Genomic DNA, 21,437 nt, shown 5'->3' with positions numbered 1-21,437 from the left:
TATGTATCGTGTGGTGTCGATTTGGAAACAAGCATTTAGCAAATATAAAATAGCTAACTGCTTACAAAACAAGAGTTTTTGATTATTAGTAGGCAACAGAAATTACTGTAACTACACAATCCACAGTACTCACTATGCCCTATGTCTGCTTATTCAATTGATACTGCCTTAACGGAGTTAGAGAGCCTGATAAATAATTGTGAACAGGCTGTAATTAAGTCTATCGAAGGAAAAAAAATGAAATCAGATAAATCAGTGTCAATTAACAGAATTAACAGACAATTACAACACAATCCTATCGCAATTGTTGGGATGGCTTCTCTATTGCCTCAAGCCAGAAATTTGCGCGAATACTGGCAAAATATAGTAAACAAAATTGACTGTATTACTGATGTTCCTTCCACTCACTGGAGCGTCGAAGATTATTACGATCCGAATCCCAGAACTACTGAGGATAAAACCTACTGCAAAAGAGGCGGTTTTCTTCCAGAGGTTGATTTTAATCCGATGGAATTCGGCATACCACCCAGCATTTTAGAAGTTACAGATGTATCGCAACTATTAAGTTTAGTGGTTGCGAAAGAAGCGATGGAAGATGCAGGTTATGGCGAACAACGTGAGTTTAACCGCGAGATGGTTGGGGTAATCTTAGGCGTGGCGATGGCCAAGCAATTAGGAATGCCACTTTCTGCCAGGTTGGAATATCCGATTTGGGAAAAAGCGCTCAAAAGCAGTGGTTTATCCGATGAAGATACCCAAAAAATCGTTGATAAAATCAAAAGCGCTTACGTGAAATGGGATGAGAACGCTTTCCCTGGAATGTTAGCTAACGTAGTCGCCGGACGAATTGCCAATCGCCTAAATTTTGGCGGGATGAATTGCGTAGTTGATGCCGCTTGCGCTAGTTCCTTCGGTGCTTTAAAAATGGCAATTAGTGAGCTAGTTGAGCATCGTTCTGACATGATGCTAACTGGTGGCGTTGATACCGATAACACCATCATGGCTTACATATCGTTCAGCAAAACCCCGGCTGTTTCTCCTAGTGAAAATGTCAAACCTTTCGATGCTAAGTCGGATGGAATGATGCTGGGTGAAGGTATCGGGATGATTGTCCTCAAACGGTTAGAAGATGCTGAACGGGACAACGATAAAATATATGCCGTAATTAAAGGTATTGGTACTTCCAGCGATGGGCGTTACAAGAGCATTTATGCTCCCCGCAAAGAAGGTCAAGTTAAAGCCTTAGAACGTGCTTATGAAGATGCCGGCTTCTCTCCCGCTACTGTTGGTTTGATGGAAGCACATGGTACAGGCACAATGGCTGGAGATCCGACAGAATTCGGTTCTTTAAAAGACTTCTTTGATGTACATGATGATAAAAAGCAGCACATCGCTTTGGGTAGTGTGAAATCGCAAATCGGACACACAAAAGCGGCTGCGGGTGCGGCGAGTTTGATTAAAACTGCTTTGGCTTTATATCACAAGGTATTACCACCAACAATTAACATCACTGAGCCGAACCCCAAACTCAACATTAAAAATTCATCCTTTTATTTGAATACTGAAACTAGACCTTGGATTCGTCCAGAAGGGGAAGCACCAAGACGCGCAGGTGTAAGTTCTTTTGGCTTTGGCGGAACCAACTATCACGTTGTTTTGGAAGAATATGAAGCTGACCAAAACGCCGCTTACCGCTTACATAGTGATGCTAGTGAAGTGCTGTTGTTTGCTCCTACAGTAGACCAATTGTTGAGCAAATCGGAAGAGATTTTAGGTAAGTTGCGATCGCCAGATGCACCCACACATTACGCACAATTAGTCAATGAGTGCAAATCACAACAAATTCCCCTTTCTGCTGCCAGATTTGGGTTTGTCGCTGAAAATCTGGAAGAAGCTTGTAAGTTATTGCAAACTAGCATTGACTGGCTGAAACACAAAGGAACAGCAGCATCTTGGGAGCATCCCCAAGGAATTTATTACCGTTCCTCTGGTATGGAGTTGGGCGGAAAAGTTGTCTCTCTATTTTCTGGTCAAGGTTCGCAATACCTGGAGATGGGACGCGAACTGGTGATGAATTTTCCTTTGATGCGCCGTCTTCATGGTTATATGGATAGCCTGTTGCTCAAAGATAATTTGCAGCCGTTGTCAGAAATCGTTTTCCCTCATCCTGTGTTTGGAGAAGCAGAAAAGAATGTCCAAATTGCTGCCTTACAACGCACAGAATACGCTCAACCAGCCATCGGGGTGTTGAGTGCAGGGATGTATAGCATACTGCAACAAGCTGGATTTAAGTCAGATTTTGTTGCCGGTCATAGCTTTGGTGAACTCACAGCGCTATGGGCTGCGGGGGTTTTGAGTACAGAAGATTACTTGTTCTTAGTGAAAGCTAGGGGTCAAGCAATGGCTGCACCCGAAGATCCAGATCATGATGCGGGTAGTATGTTGGCTGTCAAAGAAGATATCAGCAAAGTGGAAGCAGTGCTGAGACATTTTCCGCAAGTTGCGATCGCTAATCAAAATTCTCCGACTCAATTTGTCTTGGCTGGGCCTACCGCAGAAATAGCGAGAATCAAAGAGGCTTTACACGAGAAAGGATATACAGCTGTATTGCTACCTGTATCAGCAGCTTTCCATACACCGCTAATCGCCTTTGCTCAGAAATCATTTGCGATCGCTACCAAGTCTGTCAAATTCCAAAGTCCCAAAATCCCTGTTTACAGCAACGTTACCAGTAAGCAGTATCCCAAAGAACCCCAAGGTATTCAAAAAATCCTCGAAACGCACCTTTCCAATTCAGTGCTGTTTAAACAGGAAATTGAAAATATCTATGCGGCGGGTGGTACTTGCTTTGTGGAATTTGGGCCGAGAAGAATTTTGACCAACTTAGTCAAAGATATCCTTGGCGATCGCCCACACATCACCGTATCTTTGAACCCCAGCACTCAAAAGAATAGCGATCGCTCCTTGCGAGAAGCAGTTGTGCAGTTGCGGGTGATAGGTTTGGCTTTGAATAACCTCGATCCTTACCAACTTCCCCAAACCATCCCGCCAATTGAGACGAAGAAGACATTAAATGTCCGTTTAAACGGGATAAACTACAGATCCGAAAAAACGAAAAATGCCTTCGCTCAAGCTTTGCAGGATGGGCATAAAGTCACATTACCTACTCCCGAATATTCTGATGCGGTTCCTTTGTTTAGCAGCCCAGGTGTGACTCCGCCTCTGGCTGTAATTGAGACTAACGGACATAAAAAATCCACCCCAGAAATGAACGGTGTGAGTTCTAATATTATCAACCAGCCAGAGCAACAGATGAATCCTGTGACCCTTTCACAACCAGCCCAGGAATCAAAGATGCAACCAACGCCAGAAAAACTTACAAATTACCAACAACTTTTAGCAAGTTTAGAATACCTCCTGACACAGTTTCAGGAAAATCAAGCTGAGAATTTACAAGTTCACGGTACTTATCTCAACCATCAAATGGAATACGCTAAAGCGTTTTTTCAACTGATGCAGCAGCAGAATTCCTTGTTGAGTGAAAGTAAATCAACAGCCGAAACTGCCAAAATGAAGCTTGTTGTCATGGAAAGCTTAGAGCGTAGCATGATGCAGTTTCACTCCCAACAAGGTGAAACTCTACGCATCCATGAGCAATATCTTAAAGAGCAGTTGGAATATACTAAGAGCTTTTTCCAACTCATACAGCAAGAGTATTCTCAAATCATCTCTGGTGATGGAGCAACCCAACTAACAGAGATAAGCAATTTCATCCCATTTACAACAGAAACAACTGTTAGTGATGCACCAGTACCTGCTACTACCAAGATAGTAGAAAGCCAGCCTTTGCCTGTAACTGAGCCTGTAGCTAAAAACGGCTCAACAGTTACTCAAGAACCTCTGCCGCCTGCTGTAGAGCCTGTAGTTGAAACTTCCTATTCCCCACTTCCCACTCCTCACTTCGCCACTGTCGAGACAGTAGAGCCTGTAGTCGCGCCACCTGTCCCAGTAGTAGAACCCCAAGCCGAGGTTGTAGTCAAAATTAGCTCACCTCCAGTCGAGGAAGTTGTTGCATTCACCCCACCAGCACCCACAACTGCTGCACCTGTATCTGGCGCAACCATCGATATTGTTGACTTGGATAAAAATCTGTTAGCCATAACCAGCGACAAGACCGGCTACCCAGTCGAAATGCTGGAAATGGACATGGATATGGAGGCTGATTTAGGAATTGACTCCATCAAACGGGTGGAAATCTTAGGGGCGCTACAAGAAATGTACCCCAACCTACCCAAGCCCAATTTAGAAGAACTGTCAGAAAAACGCACCATCGGTCAAGTTGTAGAGTATCTGCAATCTCACGCTTCCAGAAGTGTTTCTGTAGAAATTGCAATTCACGAAGTACAACAAGCAACTGAGATTCCAGTAGAGGCTGCACCAGTAGTTGAGGTAGTTGTTGCACCTGAACCAAGCGTAGTTGTCGCATTCACCCCAGAACCAGAAGCCGTTACCAGTGATGAATTTGCCAACTTAGGTGAAACCCTGTTAGCTATCACCAGCGATAAAACCGGCTATCCAGTTGAGATGCTGGAACTAGAAATGGACATGGAAGCCGACTTAGGGATTGACTCGATTAAACGGGTAGAAATCTTAGGGGCGATGCAAGAAATGTACCCTAACTTACCCAAACCGAATATTGAAGAACTCGGCGATCTTCGCACTATCGGTCAAATAGTCGATTACCTACAGCAGTTGGCTGGAGGTGAAAAAAAAAAGTCTGAGCCTGAGTTTGTCCAACAACCACCGGAATTAGAGCATACTATCCAGCGCCATCCGGTCAAACTCAGAAGCCTAGCACAGCCCGATTATTTGGATTTCACGTTACCAGAGGGACACATCGGTTTAATCACCGATGATGGTTCCCTCACCACTTATAAATTAGCTGAATCCCTAATCGAGAAAGGCTGGAAAGTAGTAGTTATCAGCTTCCCCCAATCCCTTATCGCCCAACAAGCGCCCTTACCCACAGGAGTAACCCGCGTCACCTTAGCAAACTTGAGTGAAGAACATCTTCAACAACAACTACAAGCGATCGCATCTCACTGCGGAGCGATTGGGGCTTTCATCCATCTCCATCCAATGTTTGTAGGAAATCACACTGGAAGTATTTCTTATAACGAATCAGAAAAGGCCATCGTCAAGCACGTATTTTTGATGGCGAAACACCTCAAATCCTCTCTAAACGAAGCCGCAAAGCATGGACGTAGTTGTTTCTGCACAGTAGCTCACCTTGATGGAGCCTTCGGTTTAGAGTATAAAGTCAACTTCGGTGCGATCGGTGCTGGTTTATTTGGATTAACCAAAACTCTGAGATGGGAATGGCCAAAGGTGTTTACTCGTGCGATCGATTTAAGTCCCAGACTTGATGCTAAACAGTCAGTACAAAACATCATCGCCGAACTTCACGATCCCAACCTTTATATAAGTGAAGTTGGCTACGGCTCACAAGGACGAGTCACCATTATCGCCGATTAAAAAGTTGATTAATGTTGTGTGCAACTTTCTCTCGAACCTAACCCCCAACCCCTTCCCTACTAGCGTTAGGGAGTAAGAATCAAAGCCTCGGTGTACACACAAGTCGAATTACCCCCCTTAATCCCCCCTTATAAAGGGGGGAAACAGGAATCTAGTTCCCTCCCCTTTACAAGGGGAGGGTTAGGGTGGGGTAAAACCCTGGTTAATCAGCTACTTCAGACTTGCATGTACACCGTAGCCCTGTGGGGGAGAGGAATGGAAGTGGGGTTTCAAAAATAAGTTGCACATCAAAAAACCCAATTTAAGCAGGTATTCACGAGGATTTATGACACAAACAGCCCAGCTTAGTCCATCATCTGTCTTTGTTGTGAGCGGCGGTGCAAAAGGGATTACGGCTGAGTGTACTATCAGATTAGCCCAACAGCAACCCTGCAAATTCATCCTCCTCGGTCGCTCCGAACTATTAGAAACCGAGCCAGATTATGCTCAAAATTCTGACGACTCCGCATTGAAAAAATGCATCATGGAAAATCTTCTTTCTCAAGGAGAGAAGCCCACACCCATGAATGTGCAAAAAATATATAACAAAATTACCTCCAGCCGCGAGATTAAAAAAACTCTTGCAGCAATTGAAAAAACCGGAGCTAAAGCAGAATATATTAGTGTCGATGTTACAGATACGCAAGCTTTACAAGAAAAACTTGCCACTGCTGTGCAAAATCTCGGCCCAATTACCGGAATCATCCACGGCGCTGGAAATTTAGCTGATAAGTTAATTGAAAAGAAAACAGAAGAGGATTTTGAAAAAGTTTACACTGCCAAAGTTCAAGGCTTAGAAAACCTGTTAGCTTGCGTCAACCCTAATCAACTTCAGCATTTAGTTTTGTTTTCTTCCGTCACAGGTTTTTACGGAAATCCTGGACAATCTGATTATGCGATCGCAAATGAAATTCTGAACAAATCAGCCCATATATTTAAGCAAAGTTATCCCTCATGTCATGTAGTCGCTATTAACTGGGGCGCTTGGGATAGTGGCATGGTGACAGCAGAATTAAAGAAAATTTTTCAAGAGCGAAAAATCGAAATAATTCCCATTGCAGTTGGGGCACAAATGCTCGTTAAGGAAATGGATAATACCAATTATGCAACCTCACAAGTTGTTATTGGTAGCCCATTAGTTCCACTGGCGGCGGAGTTAGATTCAGAACTACGAACTTATCGTATTCGTCGCCAAATGACATTGGAGGCTAATCCATTTTTACACGATCATACGATTGCTGGTTCTCCAGTTTTACCAGCAACTTGTGCAATGACCTGGATTATCAATGCTTCTGAGCAATTATATCCAGGTTACAGATTGTTTAATTACCAAGATTTTAAAGTTTTAAAGGGGATTACTTTCAATGAGACATTAGCAAAGGAACATTTTTTAGAGATAGAAGAAATTTCTAAAGTTAATCTTGAAAGAATCGAACTTAAAGCCAAAATTTCGAGTAAAAACCCACAAGGCAGAATCCATTTTCATTTTAGCGCTCAACTCAATCTCCAGCGAGAAATCCCAGATGTACCCACTTATGAATCTCTTAATCTCGAAGAAGATAATATCATCACCGCTACAGGAAAAGATTTTTACCAAAATGGTGGAGCCACATTATTTCACGGCCCGGCTTTTCAAGAAATCAAAAGAGTCTTAAACATCAGTCCTGAAAAAATCACTACAGAATGTCTGTGGCCAGAACTCAGCGCACAGGAACAAGGACAATTCCCTGTCCAATGGGTAAATCCTTACACAACTGACTTGAGTATGCACGCCTTATGGGTTTGGACACAACACTTTCATGAAGAAGGTTGTTTACCTGGAAAAGTAGAAAAGTTTGAACAATTTGCGATGATACCACATAACGAAACTTTTTACGTTTCGTGTGAAGTACTATCTAAGACACCAAGTAGTGCGATCGCAAACTTTATCATACACGACCGTCAGGGAAAAATCTATTCACGAATGCTCGGTGCTCATGCCATTATTTGGTCAATGAAAATGCTTAGAAGCTAGTAATCTGTGAAATCCAAAGTTTGTAGTAAGGACTTTAGTCCGTGAAATTTTGACGAATTGAGCATTTAAATTTAAACGCAAAGGTTCGCAAAGGGAAACGCAAAGGGTCGCAGAGAATTTGCTAATAATTCAACTCTAATGTTTTTACTACGAACTATCAAAGCTAGCTTAATCTTAGGATTGCTATAACTTGCCTCGTTTAAAGTTTGGGGAACAGCGTAAATCCTGCCTTTTAATTATCTCTTGCTAAATACCCAAACTCGGAGCATATAAATCGTGGAAAAAATAGCCATCATCGCGTTATCGTGCCTATTCCCCGATGCAAAGAATCCTGAAGAATACTGGCAAAACATCGTTAATCAAAAAGATTCGACATCCTCTGCAACCGTCGAAGAAATCGGAGTAGATCCGACAATCTTTCACAATCCAATCAAAGGTACACCAGACAAAACCTATTCCCTCAAAGGCGGTTACATCCGCAACTTCCAGTTTAATCCATCTGAATACAATCTACCATCAGAATTTGTTGATAGCTTAGATAACACCTTCAAATGGTCATTGTATGCCGCTAAACAAGCAATTGAACAAAGTGGTTATTGGGGTAATCAAAATGTTCTGGCAAAATGTGGAGTAATTTTAGGTAATTTATCATTCCCGACAAAATTATCTAATCAATTATTCTCTCCAATTTACCAGCAAGCTATTAATCCTGCTGTCAGAGAACTTTTGCAGTATGAAGACTTTAATTTAGCTGTGCCAAGTGCAACTAAAGCGTCTTTATACAATGCGATGATATCTGGTTTACCAGCATCTATCGTTGCTCAAGCTTTATCTCTATCCCAGATTAATTTATGTCTGGATGCTGCTTGTTCGTCCTCATTTTATGCGATTAAACTAGCATCTCATTACTTATGGTCACACAAAGCTGATGTTATGTTAGCTGGAGCCATCAGTTGTGCAGATTCGCTATTCGTGCGGATGTTATTTTCCGGTGTTCAAGGGTATGCAGAAAACGGCATTAGCCGCCCCTTAGATAAATCTTCTAGAGGGTTAATTCCCGCCGATGGTGTTGGGATGGTGATGCTGAAGAGATATTCTGATGCCGTCAGAGATGGCGATAATATTCTCGCTACCATCTGCGGTAATGGACTCTCAAATGATGGCAAAGGTAAGCACTTACTGAGTCCGAATCCTAAAGGACAAGTTTTAGCTTTTGAACGAGCATACAATGAGGCGAAATTTAGTCCAAAAAGCATTGATTATCTAGAGTGTCACGCTACTGGCACATTACTAGGAGATACAACCGAATTTAACTCCATAGAAACATTCTTTGGTCAAAATCAAGCCGCGCCTCTGGTAGGTTCTGCTAAGGCAAATACTGGTCACTTGTTAACTGCTGCTGGCATGGTTGGCTTGACTAAAGTGATTTTGAGTATGTCTCATGGTGTAATTCCAGCAACCATGAATGTTTCGGAACCTTTAACATCAGAAAAAGGTACAGTTTCCGCCGACAAAATTGTTAGAACAGCTACGGCATGGCCTAATAATAACGTATCAATTAAACGGGCAGCTATTAGCGCTTTTGGTTTTGGCGGTACTAATTCTCATCTGATTTTAGAACAAGGAAATACAGCAGAATCAGTTGAATCAATTCCACCTGTTCCACCTACCAAAGTCGCCATTGTCGGTATGGATGCCTTTTTTGGTAACTGCAATGGTTTAGATGCTTTTGAACGTAGCATTTATGATGGAACACAGCATTTTACTTCTCTACCGCCTCAAAGATGGCATGGTATAGAAAATCAAGAAAGTATTCTGAAAGAGTACGGTTTAGCAGACGGAAAAGCACCAGTAGGGGCATATATCAAAGATTTTGAAATCGATACTTTATCGTGCAAAATCCCACCGAATGAAATCGAGAAGTTAAATCCGCAGCAATTATTGCTCCTGAAGGTTAGCGATCGCGCCGTCAAAGATGCGAAACTACAGGAGGGTGGCAATGTCGCAGTGATTGTCGCCGCAGAGACAGAATTCTCTGTGCATCAGCTACAGCAAAGATGGAATCTATCTTGGCAAGTTAAGGATGGCTTACTCAACCAAGGAATTTCTCTACCTGCTGAACAGCTGGCGCAACTAGAAACCATTGTCAAAGATAGTATTCATCAACCAGTAGAAATCGGCGAATATGTAAGTCACATCGCCAACATCATGGCAAGTCGGATTTCGGCTTTATGGAATTTCACTGGCCCTGCATTCACTGTTAGCGCTGGCGAAAATTCCGCCCTAAAAGCGTTGGAAATTGCCCAAATGCTACTCGCTACTGGAGAAGTAGACGCGGTGGTTGTTGGTGCAGTAGATTTAGCCGGTGGTGTGGAAAATGTCTTATTCCGCAGCCAATTTGCGCCAATTAATACAGGTGTCAACACTTTGGGTTATGACCAACAAGCTAACGGCTGGACGGTTGGCGAAGGTGCGGGTGCAGTTGTCCTCAAGCGCTACGAAGCTGCTAAGGAAGACAACGAACGCATCTATGCAGTAATTGATGCCATGAGTTTCGCACAAGGTAATTCTACTTTGAGTGACACTTTGGTAAAACCTGATGCTTCAGCTATCAGCAATGTCTGCAAACAAGCTTTCGAGATGGCGGAGATTCAACCTACAGAAGTTAACTATGTGGAAGTCTTTGGTAGTGGCGTTCCCCAGGAGGATGAAGCCGAAATCACGGGTTTACTGCAAGCTTATCCGAAAGTGGGCAATGGTTTGCATTGTGCATTAGGCAGCGTTAAAGCCAATATCGGCCACACTTACACAGCATCGGGAATTGCTAGCTTAATCAAAACCTCTCTCTGTCTTTATTACAGGTATATTCCCGCCACCCCCAAATGGTCTGGTGTCAAAACACCGCAAGTATGGGAAGGTAGCCCCTTCTATGTGGCAATGGAATCAAGACCTTGGTTTGTCGATAAAGGCGGTACACGCAGAATAGCAGCAATTAATAGCATGGGTATAGATGGCAGTTACGCCCATTTAATCTTATCGGAGGAACCCAGCCAAGAGGAGCGCGACAACAGATATTTGCAACAAATGCCTTTTCATCTGTTCCCTATCGCAGTTAGCGATCGCTCCACTATACCCGATATCCTAAACCATCTCCAAAAATCCATCGAAGCTAGTTCTTCTTTATCAGCTACCGCCAGCCAAACATTCGCTACCTTTCAACAGCAATCTGATCCAAAATACGTCTTATCAATCGCAGGACGTAACACAAAAGAACTACTCAAAGAAATTGAATCTGCCCGCAAAGGTGTAAATAATGCCTTTGAAAATGGTATAGATTGGCAAACACCAATAGGTAGTTATTTCACAGCGAAACCATTGGGCAAAACTGGAGCCGTTGCTTATGTTTATCCCGCAGCAGTCAATTCTTATATTGGCATTGGTCGGACTGTTTTTCGCTTATTTCCGAAAGTCTTCGAGGATTTAAAAAGTAACAATCTCTACAACCGGGCTGCCGATGTTGAAAAGTTGGTTTATCCCAGAAGCTTACCTAAATTGACAACTAGACAATTAGAAACTCTCGAAAAGCAATTGTTAGATGATTCACTGGCAATGTTTGAAAGTGAAATCGCCTTTGCTAGATACATGACGGCAATTTTCCGAGATGATTTTAAAGTCAAGCCGCAATCTGTATTTGGGTATAGCTTGGGTGAAACTAGTATGATGGTTGCCCAAGGGGTTTGGAGTGATTTTGAGGGCGGAAGTAATACCTTAAACTCATCACCTCTATTTGGTGATAAGTTATCTGGGCCGAAAAATGCAGTGCGTGAATATTGGGGATTAACAGATTCACCAAACAACAATTTTTGGAATACCTATGTTCTCATGGCTACTCCATCTCAAGTTAGAGAATGCCTGAAACATGAAAATCATGTCTACTTAACTCAAATCAACACACCAGAAGAAGTATTAATTGCTGGTGAAGATGCAGCCTGTAAGCGAGTGATTGCAACTTTAGGTTGCAATTCTTTCCCCGCTCCCTTCGACCATGTGATACATTGTGAGGCGATGCGATCGCAGTTCGAGGAAATCAAGAAGGTAAACAGCTTACCATCACAAAATCTTCCTGGGATTGTGTTTTATTCTGCCGCCGATTATCAACCAGTTGCACTCGAAAGAGATGCGATCGCTCACAATATCGCCAAAGGATTGTGCCAAGAACTTGATTTTCCGCAATTAGTTAATCGTGTCTACGGCGATGGGGTCAAAATATTCCTAGAAGCAGGCGCAGGTAGCGTTTGTTCACGATGGATTGATAAAATTCTCGGCAACAAAGAACACATCACAGTCTCTCTAAATCGTAGGGGAATGGATGACCATGCTTCAATGGTCAAAGCATTAGCAAAACTACTCAGTCATCAGGTGAATCTGGATTTATCACCCTTGTATAGCAAAGCTCAAGAAACCGCTAATTTAAGTAAAGCAACATTGAGAACAGTTACCTTGGGTGGGAAAGCGATCGCTGCTACAATTTTGAGCGAAGAAAATCGCAAACTTGTTGAAGATTTTGCTGGGGATATTAGGAGCGATCGCTTCAAAATACAGCATCTAGATATACCTAATGTCCAAAAATCTGAAATCACAGATTCTCTTAACACTTCTAACCACATAACCCAAGAAGAAAGTCATTCCTCTAACATCTTGCCTCAGACAGAAGAAGTAAAACCGAAAAATATCATTGATAACGTTTTTGAAACGAAAGAACAATTACAATCTTCTGAGTCAAGCGCAATTAGACAGCCAATTTCTCTTTCTTCCCCACCAGTCATAACTCGAAAAATTAGTAGCATCATCAGCATGTTCGATTTAAATAAGACCCAGTATCAAAAGCTCAATGCTAATAATTCAAAGATAACTAAAGCACACACTGCCTTCTTACAAGCTAGACAAGATTACAGTCAACAAATGAGCGAAATAATTCAATTGCAACTAGCTTGTGCCCAAAACTTGCTTAACGAAGAATCTTAATATTTTACACCAATTCTCTCTAAACTTTCTCTTGCTTTGCGTCCTTTGCGTTTAAAAATTATTACGTGCATCTCCTAGAGAATTGGTATTACTCTCTTACTCTGTGCCCTCTGCGCCTCTGCGGTTCGTTAACAGAGTCAACACCCTTCAACTTTATCATCCATTGCTTGTAATCCGAGGGATAACTGCCGTGACAACCGTAGATACGGTACTAAGTAAACACGATAATGGCCTTAACTTCTCCACCTGGTTTCATAACAAAAACCAGATTTGGAAAGGTTCTTTAGAAACTGTATCTTTCGAGAAACAAACCATCAAAGATAAATTGATGGTGTTAAATAAACCCTGCTACATCGTGAAAGTTGCCGGAAAAATCGGTGTCACTAATGAGGGTTATTTATCCCCTGGTGATAATGGCACAACAGCACAAGTAGAACTGCTGACATTTGCAGCCCCAATCCGCATTCAACAATTTGGAGATCCCAATTTTCTCTCCTCTCATGGAGTAAAATATGCCTACGTTACCGGCGCAATGGCTGGCGGAATTGCTTCTGAAGAAATGGTCATTGCACTAGGAAAAGAGCAAATTTTGAGTTCCTTTGGTGCAGGTGGTTTAACTCCAGAACGTTTGGAAGCAGCCATAAATCGCATTCAAGAAGCTTTACCTCAAGGGCCTTATGCATTTAATTTAATTCACAGTCCTAACGAACCTACGATTGAACGTCGGGCTGTGGATTTATACCTCAAATATCAAGTGAGAACAGTAGAAGCATCTGCATTTCTCGACTTGACACCCAACATTGTTTATTACCGTGTTGCTGGATTGGGCTTAAATAGCAACAATCAAATTGAAATCAAAAATAAAATCATTGCCAAAATTTCTCGCAGAGAAGTTGCGACTAAATTTCTGCAACCAGCACCCGCCAGAATCCTCAAAGAACTGCTTCAACAAGGGTTAATTACTGAGTTACAAGCAACCCTAGCAGCTAAAGTTCCAATGGCTGATGATATTACCGTCGAGGCTGATTCTGGAGGACATACAGATAATCGTCCCCTAGTTTGTGTGTTACCTTCTATTATTGCCTTACGAGATGAAATTCAAGCACAATATCATTACCAAACACCTATTAGAATTGGTGTAGCAGGGGGAATTGGGACACCACAATCAGCATTAGCAGCCTTTATGATGGGTGCTGCTTATATAATGACTGGTTCCATTAATCAATCATGTGTTGAATCTGGGGCTTGTGAACATACCAAAAAGTTATTAGCCCAAGCAGAAATGGCTGATATGATAATGGCCCCAGCAGCAGATATGTTTGAAATGGGAGTGAAATTACAAGTTCTCAAACGGGGTACAATGTTCCCCATGCGAGCGCAGAAATTATTTGAACTCTATCGTGCTTATGATTCCATTGAAGAAATTCCTTTGGCAGAAAGAGAGAAATTAGAAAAACAAGTTTTTCGCAAAACTATTGCTGAAGTATGGGAAGGAACTGCGGCTTATTTATCCCAAAAGAATCCTGAGAAACTTGGAAAAGCAGTTAATAATCCTAAACTGAAAATGGCGTTGATTTTCCGTTGGTATCTAGGATTATCTTCCCGTTGGTCTAGTTCTGGCGAAAAAGGTAGAGAAGTAGATTATCAAATTTGGTGTGGCCCGGCAATGGGCGGTTTCAATGACTGGGTACGTGGTTCTTATTTGTCTGAACCAAATAATCGTGGTGTAGTTGATGTTGCTAATCAAATTATGACTGGTGCAGCCTTTTTGTATCGCGTCCAAAATTTGAAAATTCAAGGTCTACAAACTTCCGATTATTACAGTCAGTATCACCCTGTTCGTTCTACATCATTGTTGGAGATTTAAAAATGACTATAAAACAGTCTTTCACAGCAGACGATATTCAAATATTTTTGGTATCTAACTTAGCTAAGTTGCTAGGAGTAGCAACTGATGAAATAGATGTCAAAGAACATTTAGAAAACTATGGTTTGGATTCAGCCCAAGCAATGATTCTAGTAAGTAACTTAGAAAAGTTGCTCGGATTTCAACCATCTCCATTGTTGCTGTGGCATTACCCAAATATTGAAGCTCTTTCACAGCGTTTAGCTGAAGAAGTGCAAGAAGGTTCGCCGATTCAAGATACAAAGGTAGTAGCCTCTAATGCCAACGCTGCACCCTCTATTCTAGATTTAGGTGCTGAGGCTGTTCTTGACCCTACCATCCATCCCGGTGCTGCATCTAATGTGCTTGTGGGTGAACCCAAGAACATCTTTTTAACTGGAGGAACGGGCTTTTTAGGAGCTTTTATCATCCGGGAATTGCTACAGGAAACCAATGCGGATATCTATTGTTTAGTGCGTGCTGCTAATGCCGAAGAAGGCAAAAGCAAACTCCAAAAGAATCTGGAACAGTATGCAATTTGGCAGGAAGAATTTAGCTCCAGAATTATTCCTATTGTCGGCGATTTATCTTTACCATTGTTAGGTGTTGGCTCTGAACAATTTCAAACTTTAGCTACCAATATTGATACTATATATCATAGTGGTGCTTTGTTAAATTATGTTTTTCCTTACTCAGCATTGAAAGCAGCCAATGTATTAGGAACGCAAGAAGTTTTGAGATTGGCTTGTCAAGTTAAAGTCAAGCCTGTACATTACGTTTCTAGTGTGGCTGTTTTTGAATCCACTGCTTATGCTGGCAAGGTTGTCAAAGAGCAGGATGAATTCAATCATTGGGAAGGTATTTATCTTGGTTACTCACAAACTAAATGGGTAGCTGAAAAGTTAGTTAAAATTGCTCGTGACCGTGGACTTCCTGTAACTATCCATAGACCCCCACTGATTTCAGGTGATAGCAAAACAGGCATCTGTAACACACATGACTTTATCAATTTGATGACCAAGGGCTGTCTACAAATGGGATATTTCCCTGATGTAGATTATATGTTGGATATGTCTCCTGTGGACTATGTAAGTAAAGCGATCGTTTATCTATCACGGCAAAAAGAATCTGTAGGTAAGGCTTTCAATTTACAACATCCCCAACCCGCTGCTTTAAAAATGCTAGTTGAGTGGATACGCTCTTTTGGTTATTCAGTTGAAATGATTCCCTATGAAAAATGGCAATCAGAGTTAATCAATAATGTCACTTCTGCTGACAATCCTTTGTACACTCTGCGACCCTTTTTACTGGAACGCTGGTCTGATGAACAACTGACTATTCCTGATTTGTACTTACAAGCTAGAAGACCTCATATCAGCTGCCAAGATACTCTCCATGCGCTAGCAGATAGTTCTATTGTTTGTCCTCCAATTGACTCTCAATTGTTTATGACTTATACCGCCTACTTGATTCAAAGCGGTTTCTTGAATCTCGCTTAGGAATTCACAAATTGCGTAGGATGTGTTAGGAACGTAACGCACTATCCCGAATACTTTCGGTGCGTTACGGAAGCCGTAACACACCCTACAACTACAACAAAACAAGTTTATTCAGTCGATGTTTTTTAAAAGTCAGTACTGCTGAATAGTTAATATTTCAGATGCCAGCAACAACTTATATACCAACAGTGGCAATTATATTGCCCTGTTTTTTTATGCTCAATAATGTAAATTTTTAGTATTCACCTCTTGACAGAAGCAATCAAGGATAGAATGGTTAGTGTCGGGCATAAAAGTTTGATTTTACCCTCTGCCTTTTGTAAGTGATCAAAAGCCAAATGGTAGCAGTCTGAAATAACCAAGCTCCTTTAATTCCCAACTTCTTCGATGCATAAATCCTAAATTTTGGTTTGGACTGCTACATCTATCCAAGGCATCACACCAGTATTTGAAAGGGTAATAACTCAAGACATTTCTTGTCGGTTGAGATATTACGCGTACTTAATTGTAGAACGAGAACCACTGTAAATGCAACGCAGCTTCATCAAGTTGAATTCACCAATATTCTTACATGAACACAACACATCAAACTCAGAGCAAAAAAACTGCTCTTATTACTGGAGCAGCCGATGGTATTGGTTATGAATTAGCCTGTATTTTTGCTGCTCATGATTACAATCTAGTCTTAGTAGACAGAAACGGGCTAAAGCTAGTAGAAATTGCAGCTAAATTCCAAAAACAATTCGGAAATCTTGTCAAAACTATTGTTAAGGATTTATCTATATCAACTGCTCCTGAAGAAATTTTCACGGAGTTGCAACTCGCCAATATTAATGTTGATGTGCTGGTAAATAATGCTGGATTTGGTATTTATGGATTATTTCACGAAACAGACCTAGCTGCTGAATTGGAAATGCTACAGGTAAATTTGGTATGCCTCACCCATTTAACCAAGCTATTTGTAAAGCACATGGTAAAGCAAGGTGAAGGTAAAATATTAAACGTTGCCTCGGCTGCTGCGTTTCAACCAGGGCCTTTGATGGCGGTTTATTTTGCTACTAAAGCTTATATCTTATCTTTTTCTGAAGCGATCGCTAATGAATTAGAAGGTACAGGTGTCACTGTGACAGTTCTTTGTCCAGGCTCAACCGCATCTGGCTTTCACGAAAGAACCGGGATGGCTGACTCTAAGTTGCTCAAGGGTAAGCGGATGATGGATGCACGAACAGTAGCCGAAATTGGTTTTCACGGCTTAATGAAGGGCAAAACCATTGTCATTCCTGGTTTTATGAATAAACTACTGGCAAAAAGTGTCAGATTTGTACCTAGAAAGGTGGTGACAAAGATTGTGAGAAATATGCAGGAAGATAAGTAAGCAGGTTGTCATTTGTCATTGGTCATTGGTCATTTGTCCGCAATATCTCTCTTGTTTCAGCCAAGAGATGAGCTTAATCAACATCAATACTGCCAACACTTTAAGTTACAGCCAAAGTTCTCTACAGCAACAGCAGCAACATAATTGTTAGCAGGTACTAGTTCAAAAAGACTCCAGTCTTCAGTTATCTGTAACTTGGCTGGTTTCGTGGGAGTCAACGACACTTCAATTTGCTCTAACTGGGATAGTCCGTCTCCAGTTGCTTTTAAATAAGCTTCCTTACAAGTCCAGTAACGGAAAAATACCTCTTGCTGTTGGTTGGGAGATAGCGATCGCAACATTTCATATTCTCTCGGTAAAAAGAACCGTTTGGCAAGAGCTTCTAGATCAGACATCGGGCGAATATATTCTAGGTCTACACCAATTTCTCTAGTACAATTCACCGCACACAAACCCAACCCTTGGGAATGAGACAAGTTAAACGCCAGTCCACTATCGGCAAATGTATCTGCTAATACTGGTTTGCCACGCTGTTGATAATTAAACTGCACTTGTCGGGGCTGGATATCCAAATAGCGACCTAATATAGTTCGGAGAATACCACGACCAGCGATGAAACGCTGCCGATGTTCCTGAAAATAGAACCGTTCAGCACGAGCTATTTCGTCATTGGAAAGAGTCGCTGCTAATTTTTGCAGTTGTGGTTCTGGTTGGTCAAGGTCTATACGCCAGACATGAATCTCATCCAGTTGCAAAGTTAAATCTGTTGGTGCAGGTAGCCAGAGATTCATAATAATTCGTAATTCAGATTTTATTTGGATTTTTTTCTTTTTGTATTGGATAAGGTTTTGTACTCTAGTAGTTTGTTCACAATAATTATTATTGGTGGATCTAGTTTGATGCTTTAGCGCTACTATACTATGCGCCAGACCAATACGATAAGCGTAGCCATGCCTCAGGCTTATCGCTTCGGATGTTCAACGCGGGGTCACAGCTTTGGAAAACAAAGAGGATTTTGTGAGCTTTACAGTATATTCCCTTTATTTAATCAGCAGGAGAATGCTTTCTAATTTGATGGATGGCATTTCAAATATTAACTTAATCACTTAGCAAAATAACTGCGTTTGTTTTCCCTAGAATAAATCTGCCAGAGGAATTGTTAAATGTTAAGTCGGCTTGTAAACATAACTACGGTAGCTGTGAGCGCTTTCCCTGACTAACATACTAATTTATTACTCTACATATACGTGCCATTTTTATTACTTTAGATGTACGATCCTTTGCTCAAGGTTAAATCCTCTGAAAGAGAATACATTAAAACCCTTGACAGAGAATAATAAATTTTCCTTTGGCTACAACATTAGTTATCACAGTGTTACTCCAAGGAATTACGAGGAATGTCTGCAAGTGATTTGCCAGAACCTAAGCTTTGTAAAGGTCAAATCGTAAGTTTTATGGGTGGGGAAGGCATCATTAAAAACTACCGATTTGAGTCAGGTTGCTGGGAATATTTGGTGGAAATGCCTATGGGGCCAGAGCCAGAAATGGGTCGGGTTGGTTATGAAACCATGATTTGGCTATCTGAAGTAGATATCTCTTCACTAATAAATAGTTTTTCTCATAAATTGTTAAATCTGGAACAAAAAAACCTTGCTAAAGCTTGTTAAAAACATATTAGAGCTACTTTTTTATAGAACATATCGAGGATGAATGATTATTAATTTGGAGTACCTTGCTTTCTTTATGCTGCTACTGACAGCGCTGCTATTATCAATTAAGGAAATGAGCGTTGCTTTGGATGAAGTAGATGTTGAGCGTTTTACTCTCTGGACAGGTGTTGCTTCTGTCATTGCTGGTTTACCAATAATATTGTGGTAGTTTCTCAGCCAATGCCATCCTCTATATTGCAATAATTTATTTAGGACAAGTAGCAAAAACAAGCTACTCTATTCACTTTTTGGATTTCCAAACCATACGACTCCATCCGTCGAGTAGCCTAGCAACTTGAATATTTTCTCGTCAACTACCCCATTCGCTTTTTCTCTAACCATTGTAAAACCCGATTCCATGCCCACCAAGGGTCAGAATCTTGTACTTGACGCTGGCAATTTTTGCTACTCAAATAGCCAACATGACCGCCGTACTGAGTGAGTAATAAATCTATTGCGGGATTGCGATCGCAAGCTTCTTCTAATTCCGGTATGATACTTGGGTCAAAAAGTGGATCGTCCGCAGCATATAAAATCAAAGTCGGTTTCGATATTTGCGGCAGTATTTGTAAAGCACTACTTGCTTGGTAATATGCTTCCACAGAAGAAAAACCCAGTCGGTTAATTACCAGTTCATTATCAAAACCCCAGATACTGTTTGCCCGTTCAATCGCTTCTGGGTCAATACTTCCAGGATGAGCATCATGAATCCGCCACGCCAGTTTTTTTAAATTTTGGGCAATCCCTGCTTCTAAATATCTACCAAAGGGCTTTGTAACTAGGTAAGATAGCGATCGCTCCGAATCCAAACTCGGACAAATCACCATACCACCGCCAATATCGTTATCTTCTAATCCTAAATCTTCATCCTCCCTAATCACCTCGCCAGCCACCTTCACCGCCCAGAGTGCCAATTGCCCTCCTAAAGAATACCCTGTCAACCAAAATTTCCCCGGACATCCCATCGCCTTAGCAGCAGCAGCGATGCGAACAAAATCTTCCCCCTCATACAAACCATCAGAAGTTAGAGTTGGGGACAAAACGGCCGTTTTGCCGTGGGCCCGCCAATCAAATAACACAATCGCGTATCCTTGAGCGTAAGCCTTACGTCCTAGCACCCTCAAAAACCATTCCGTCTCCAACTCTCCGGTAATGCCATAAGTACCGATAATCGTGCTATGAGCATTTTCCGGGATGGCAACCAAGCCAAAAATTGGCACACCTTGGCCACCAATGAAGATTTTCTCGTGATAAGACGGTTCTGGGTCTTTAGTAGTACTTTGCCAGTTACGTTTTCCCCACAAAGCGGTGTATACAGTCATCATCACACCGTTTTGTAAAAACCAAGACGGATTGTAGGGGGGAGTATAACACATCATAGACTATAAGATTTCGTGTAATTGAGTCTTGATTTCACAGTCATTTAATCTTAATATTTATGTAAGATTTAAAAACTTTTTTAGAATCGATTCAAAAATCTTTGTATCTATCAAAGGTTGTTAATTATCCTTAATAAGTAGTAATAATTTTTTAAGAATGCCGAGGATTCTTGTCATAGACGATGACCCAGCGATTTCAGAACTAGTTGCCGTCAACTTGGAAATGGCTGGCTACGATGTTAGTCAAGCTGAAGACGGCATCAAAGGTCAGGCGCTGGCTCTCCAGCTGCAACCAGACTTGATCATGCTCGATTTAATGTTGCCCAGGGTAGATGGGTTTACCGTTTGCCAACGCCTGCGTCGTGATGAGCGCACCTCTGAGATTCCCGTGTTAATGTTGACGGCTTTGAGCCAAACTCAGGACAAGGTGGAAGGCTTTAATGCTGGCGCAGATGACTACCTCACCAAACCTTTTGAAGTTGAAGAACTGCTAGCGCGGGTGCGGGCACTTTTGCGGCGGACTGACCGGATTCCCCAAGCCGCAAAGCACAGTGAGATTCTCAACTATGGCTCACTCACCCTCGTTCCCGAAAGATTTGAGGCAATATGGTTCAATGAGACGGTGAAATTGACTCACTTGGAATTTGAGCTACTTCACTGCTTGCTGCAACGCCACGGTCAAACAGTTTCTCCTAGCGAAATCCTCAGAGAAGTTTGGGGCTACGATCCTGATGATGACATAGAAACGATTCGAGTGCATATTCGCCACTTGAGAACCAAGCTAGAACCAGATCCCCGCCACCCTCGTTATATAAAGACAGTATATGGTGCTGGATACTGTCTTGAATTACCCGGTGTACCTCCATCCAATGAAGGGGCTTCGGTAACAGTCGTTGAATGAAATGAGGCTAAATTCCCTTATCTAAGCTATCACTTAGGCAAGAACTCTCTGTAACTCTTATTCCTTACCGCTTAGT

At 41.7% G+C, this 21,437-nt stretch carries 11 protein-coding genes; 9 read left to right on the top strand and 2 right to left on the bottom strand.

Going from position 1 to position 21,437, the window contains the following annotated elements; genetic code table 11:
* The first annotated feature begins 141 nt into the window (after window positions 1-141).
* The 6 genes from RMY27_RS14185 to RMY27_RS14160 all read left to right on the top strand — a co-directional run bounded on the left by RMY27_RS14185 (window position 142) and on the right by RMY27_RS14160 (window position 17,372).
* On the top strand, window positions 142-5,535 hold the full coding sequence (locus RMY27_RS14185) for a polyketide synthase (protein WP_322664164.1): 5,394 nt from the start codon (window positions 142-144) through the stop codon (window positions 5,533-5,535).
* A gap of 325 nt (window positions 5,536-5,860) precedes the next feature.
* The gene (locus RMY27_RS14180; RefSeq protein ID WP_322664162.1) at window positions 5,861-7,588 is read left to right on the top strand and encodes an SDR family NAD(P)-dependent oxidoreductase; all 1,728 of its coding nucleotides are present in this window, start codon (window positions 5,861-5,863) and stop codon (window positions 7,586-7,588) included.
* 276 nt (window positions 7,589-7,864) lie between these two features.
* Complete coding sequence (locus RMY27_RS14175; protein WP_322664160.1) at window positions 7,865-12,613, top strand: PfaB family protein; 4,749 nt, start codon at window positions 7,865-7,867, stop codon at window positions 12,611-12,613.
* Between the two features lie 190 nt (window positions 12,614-12,803).
* On the top strand, window positions 12,804-14,480 hold the full coding sequence (locus RMY27_RS14170; protein WP_322664158.1) for a PfaD family polyunsaturated fatty acid/polyketide biosynthesis protein: 1,677 nt from the start codon (window positions 12,804-12,806) through the stop codon (window positions 14,478-14,480).
* Window positions 14,481-14,482: 2 nt separating this feature from the next.
* Window positions 14,483-15,997, top strand: a complete 1,515-nt coding sequence (locus RMY27_RS14165) for a thioester reductase domain-containing protein (RefSeq protein WP_322664156.1) — start codon at window positions 14,483-14,485, stop codon at window positions 15,995-15,997.
* Window positions 15,998-16,568: 571 nt separating this feature from the next.
* A complete protein-coding gene (locus tag RMY27_RS14160; RefSeq protein WP_322664154.1) occupies window positions 16,569-17,372 on the top strand; it encodes an SDR family oxidoreductase in 804 nt (267 codons plus the stop codon).
* Between the two features lie 83 nt (window positions 17,373-17,455).
* On the opposite strand, the gene hetI is transcribed toward RMY27_RS14160, so the two are convergent.
* Entirely contained in the window at window positions 17,456-18,163 is a 708-nt protein-coding gene (gene hetI, locus RMY27_RS14155) for a 4'-phosphopantetheinyl transferase HetI (protein WP_322664152.1), read from the bottom strand.
* Between the two features lie 606 nt (window positions 18,164-18,769).
* On the opposite strand from hetI, the gene RMY27_RS14150 reads away from it, so the two are divergent.
* Together RMY27_RS14150 and RMY27_RS14145 are read left to right on the top strand one after the other, a co-directional pair.
* On the top strand, window positions 18,770-19,039 hold the full coding sequence (locus tag RMY27_RS14150; RefSeq protein WP_322664150.1) for a hypothetical protein: 270 nt from the start codon (window positions 18,770-18,772) through the stop codon (window positions 19,037-19,039).
* A 43-nt stretch (window positions 19,040-19,082) separates the two neighbouring features.
* Complete coding sequence (locus tag RMY27_RS14145; protein ID WP_322664148.1) at window positions 19,083-19,250, top strand: hypothetical protein; 168 nt, start codon at window positions 19,083-19,085, stop codon at window positions 19,248-19,250.
* Between the two features lie 145 nt (window positions 19,251-19,395).
* On the opposite strand, the gene RMY27_RS14140 is transcribed toward RMY27_RS14145, so the two are convergent.
* A complete protein-coding gene (locus RMY27_RS14140) occupies window positions 19,396-20,460 on the bottom strand; it encodes a YheT family hydrolase (RefSeq protein ID WP_322664146.1) in 1,065 nt (354 codons plus the stop codon).
* A gap of 157 nt (window positions 20,461-20,617) precedes the next feature.
* On the opposite strand from RMY27_RS14140, the gene RMY27_RS14135 reads away from it, so the two are divergent.
* Window positions 20,618-21,361 (top strand): response regulator transcription factor, encoded by a 744-nt coding sequence (locus RMY27_RS14135; RefSeq protein ID WP_322664145.1) that lies wholly within the window; start codon window positions 20,618-20,620, stop codon window positions 21,359-21,361.
* Window positions 21,362-21,437 lie beyond the last annotated feature (76 nt).

The sequence above is a fragment of the Nostoc sp. DedQUE09 genome, from assembly GCF_034530915.1.
GTDB lineage: Bacteria > Cyanobacteriota > Cyanobacteriia > Cyanobacteriales > Nostocaceae > Nostoc.
This window is presented reverse-complemented; position numbering and strand designations above follow the sequence as displayed.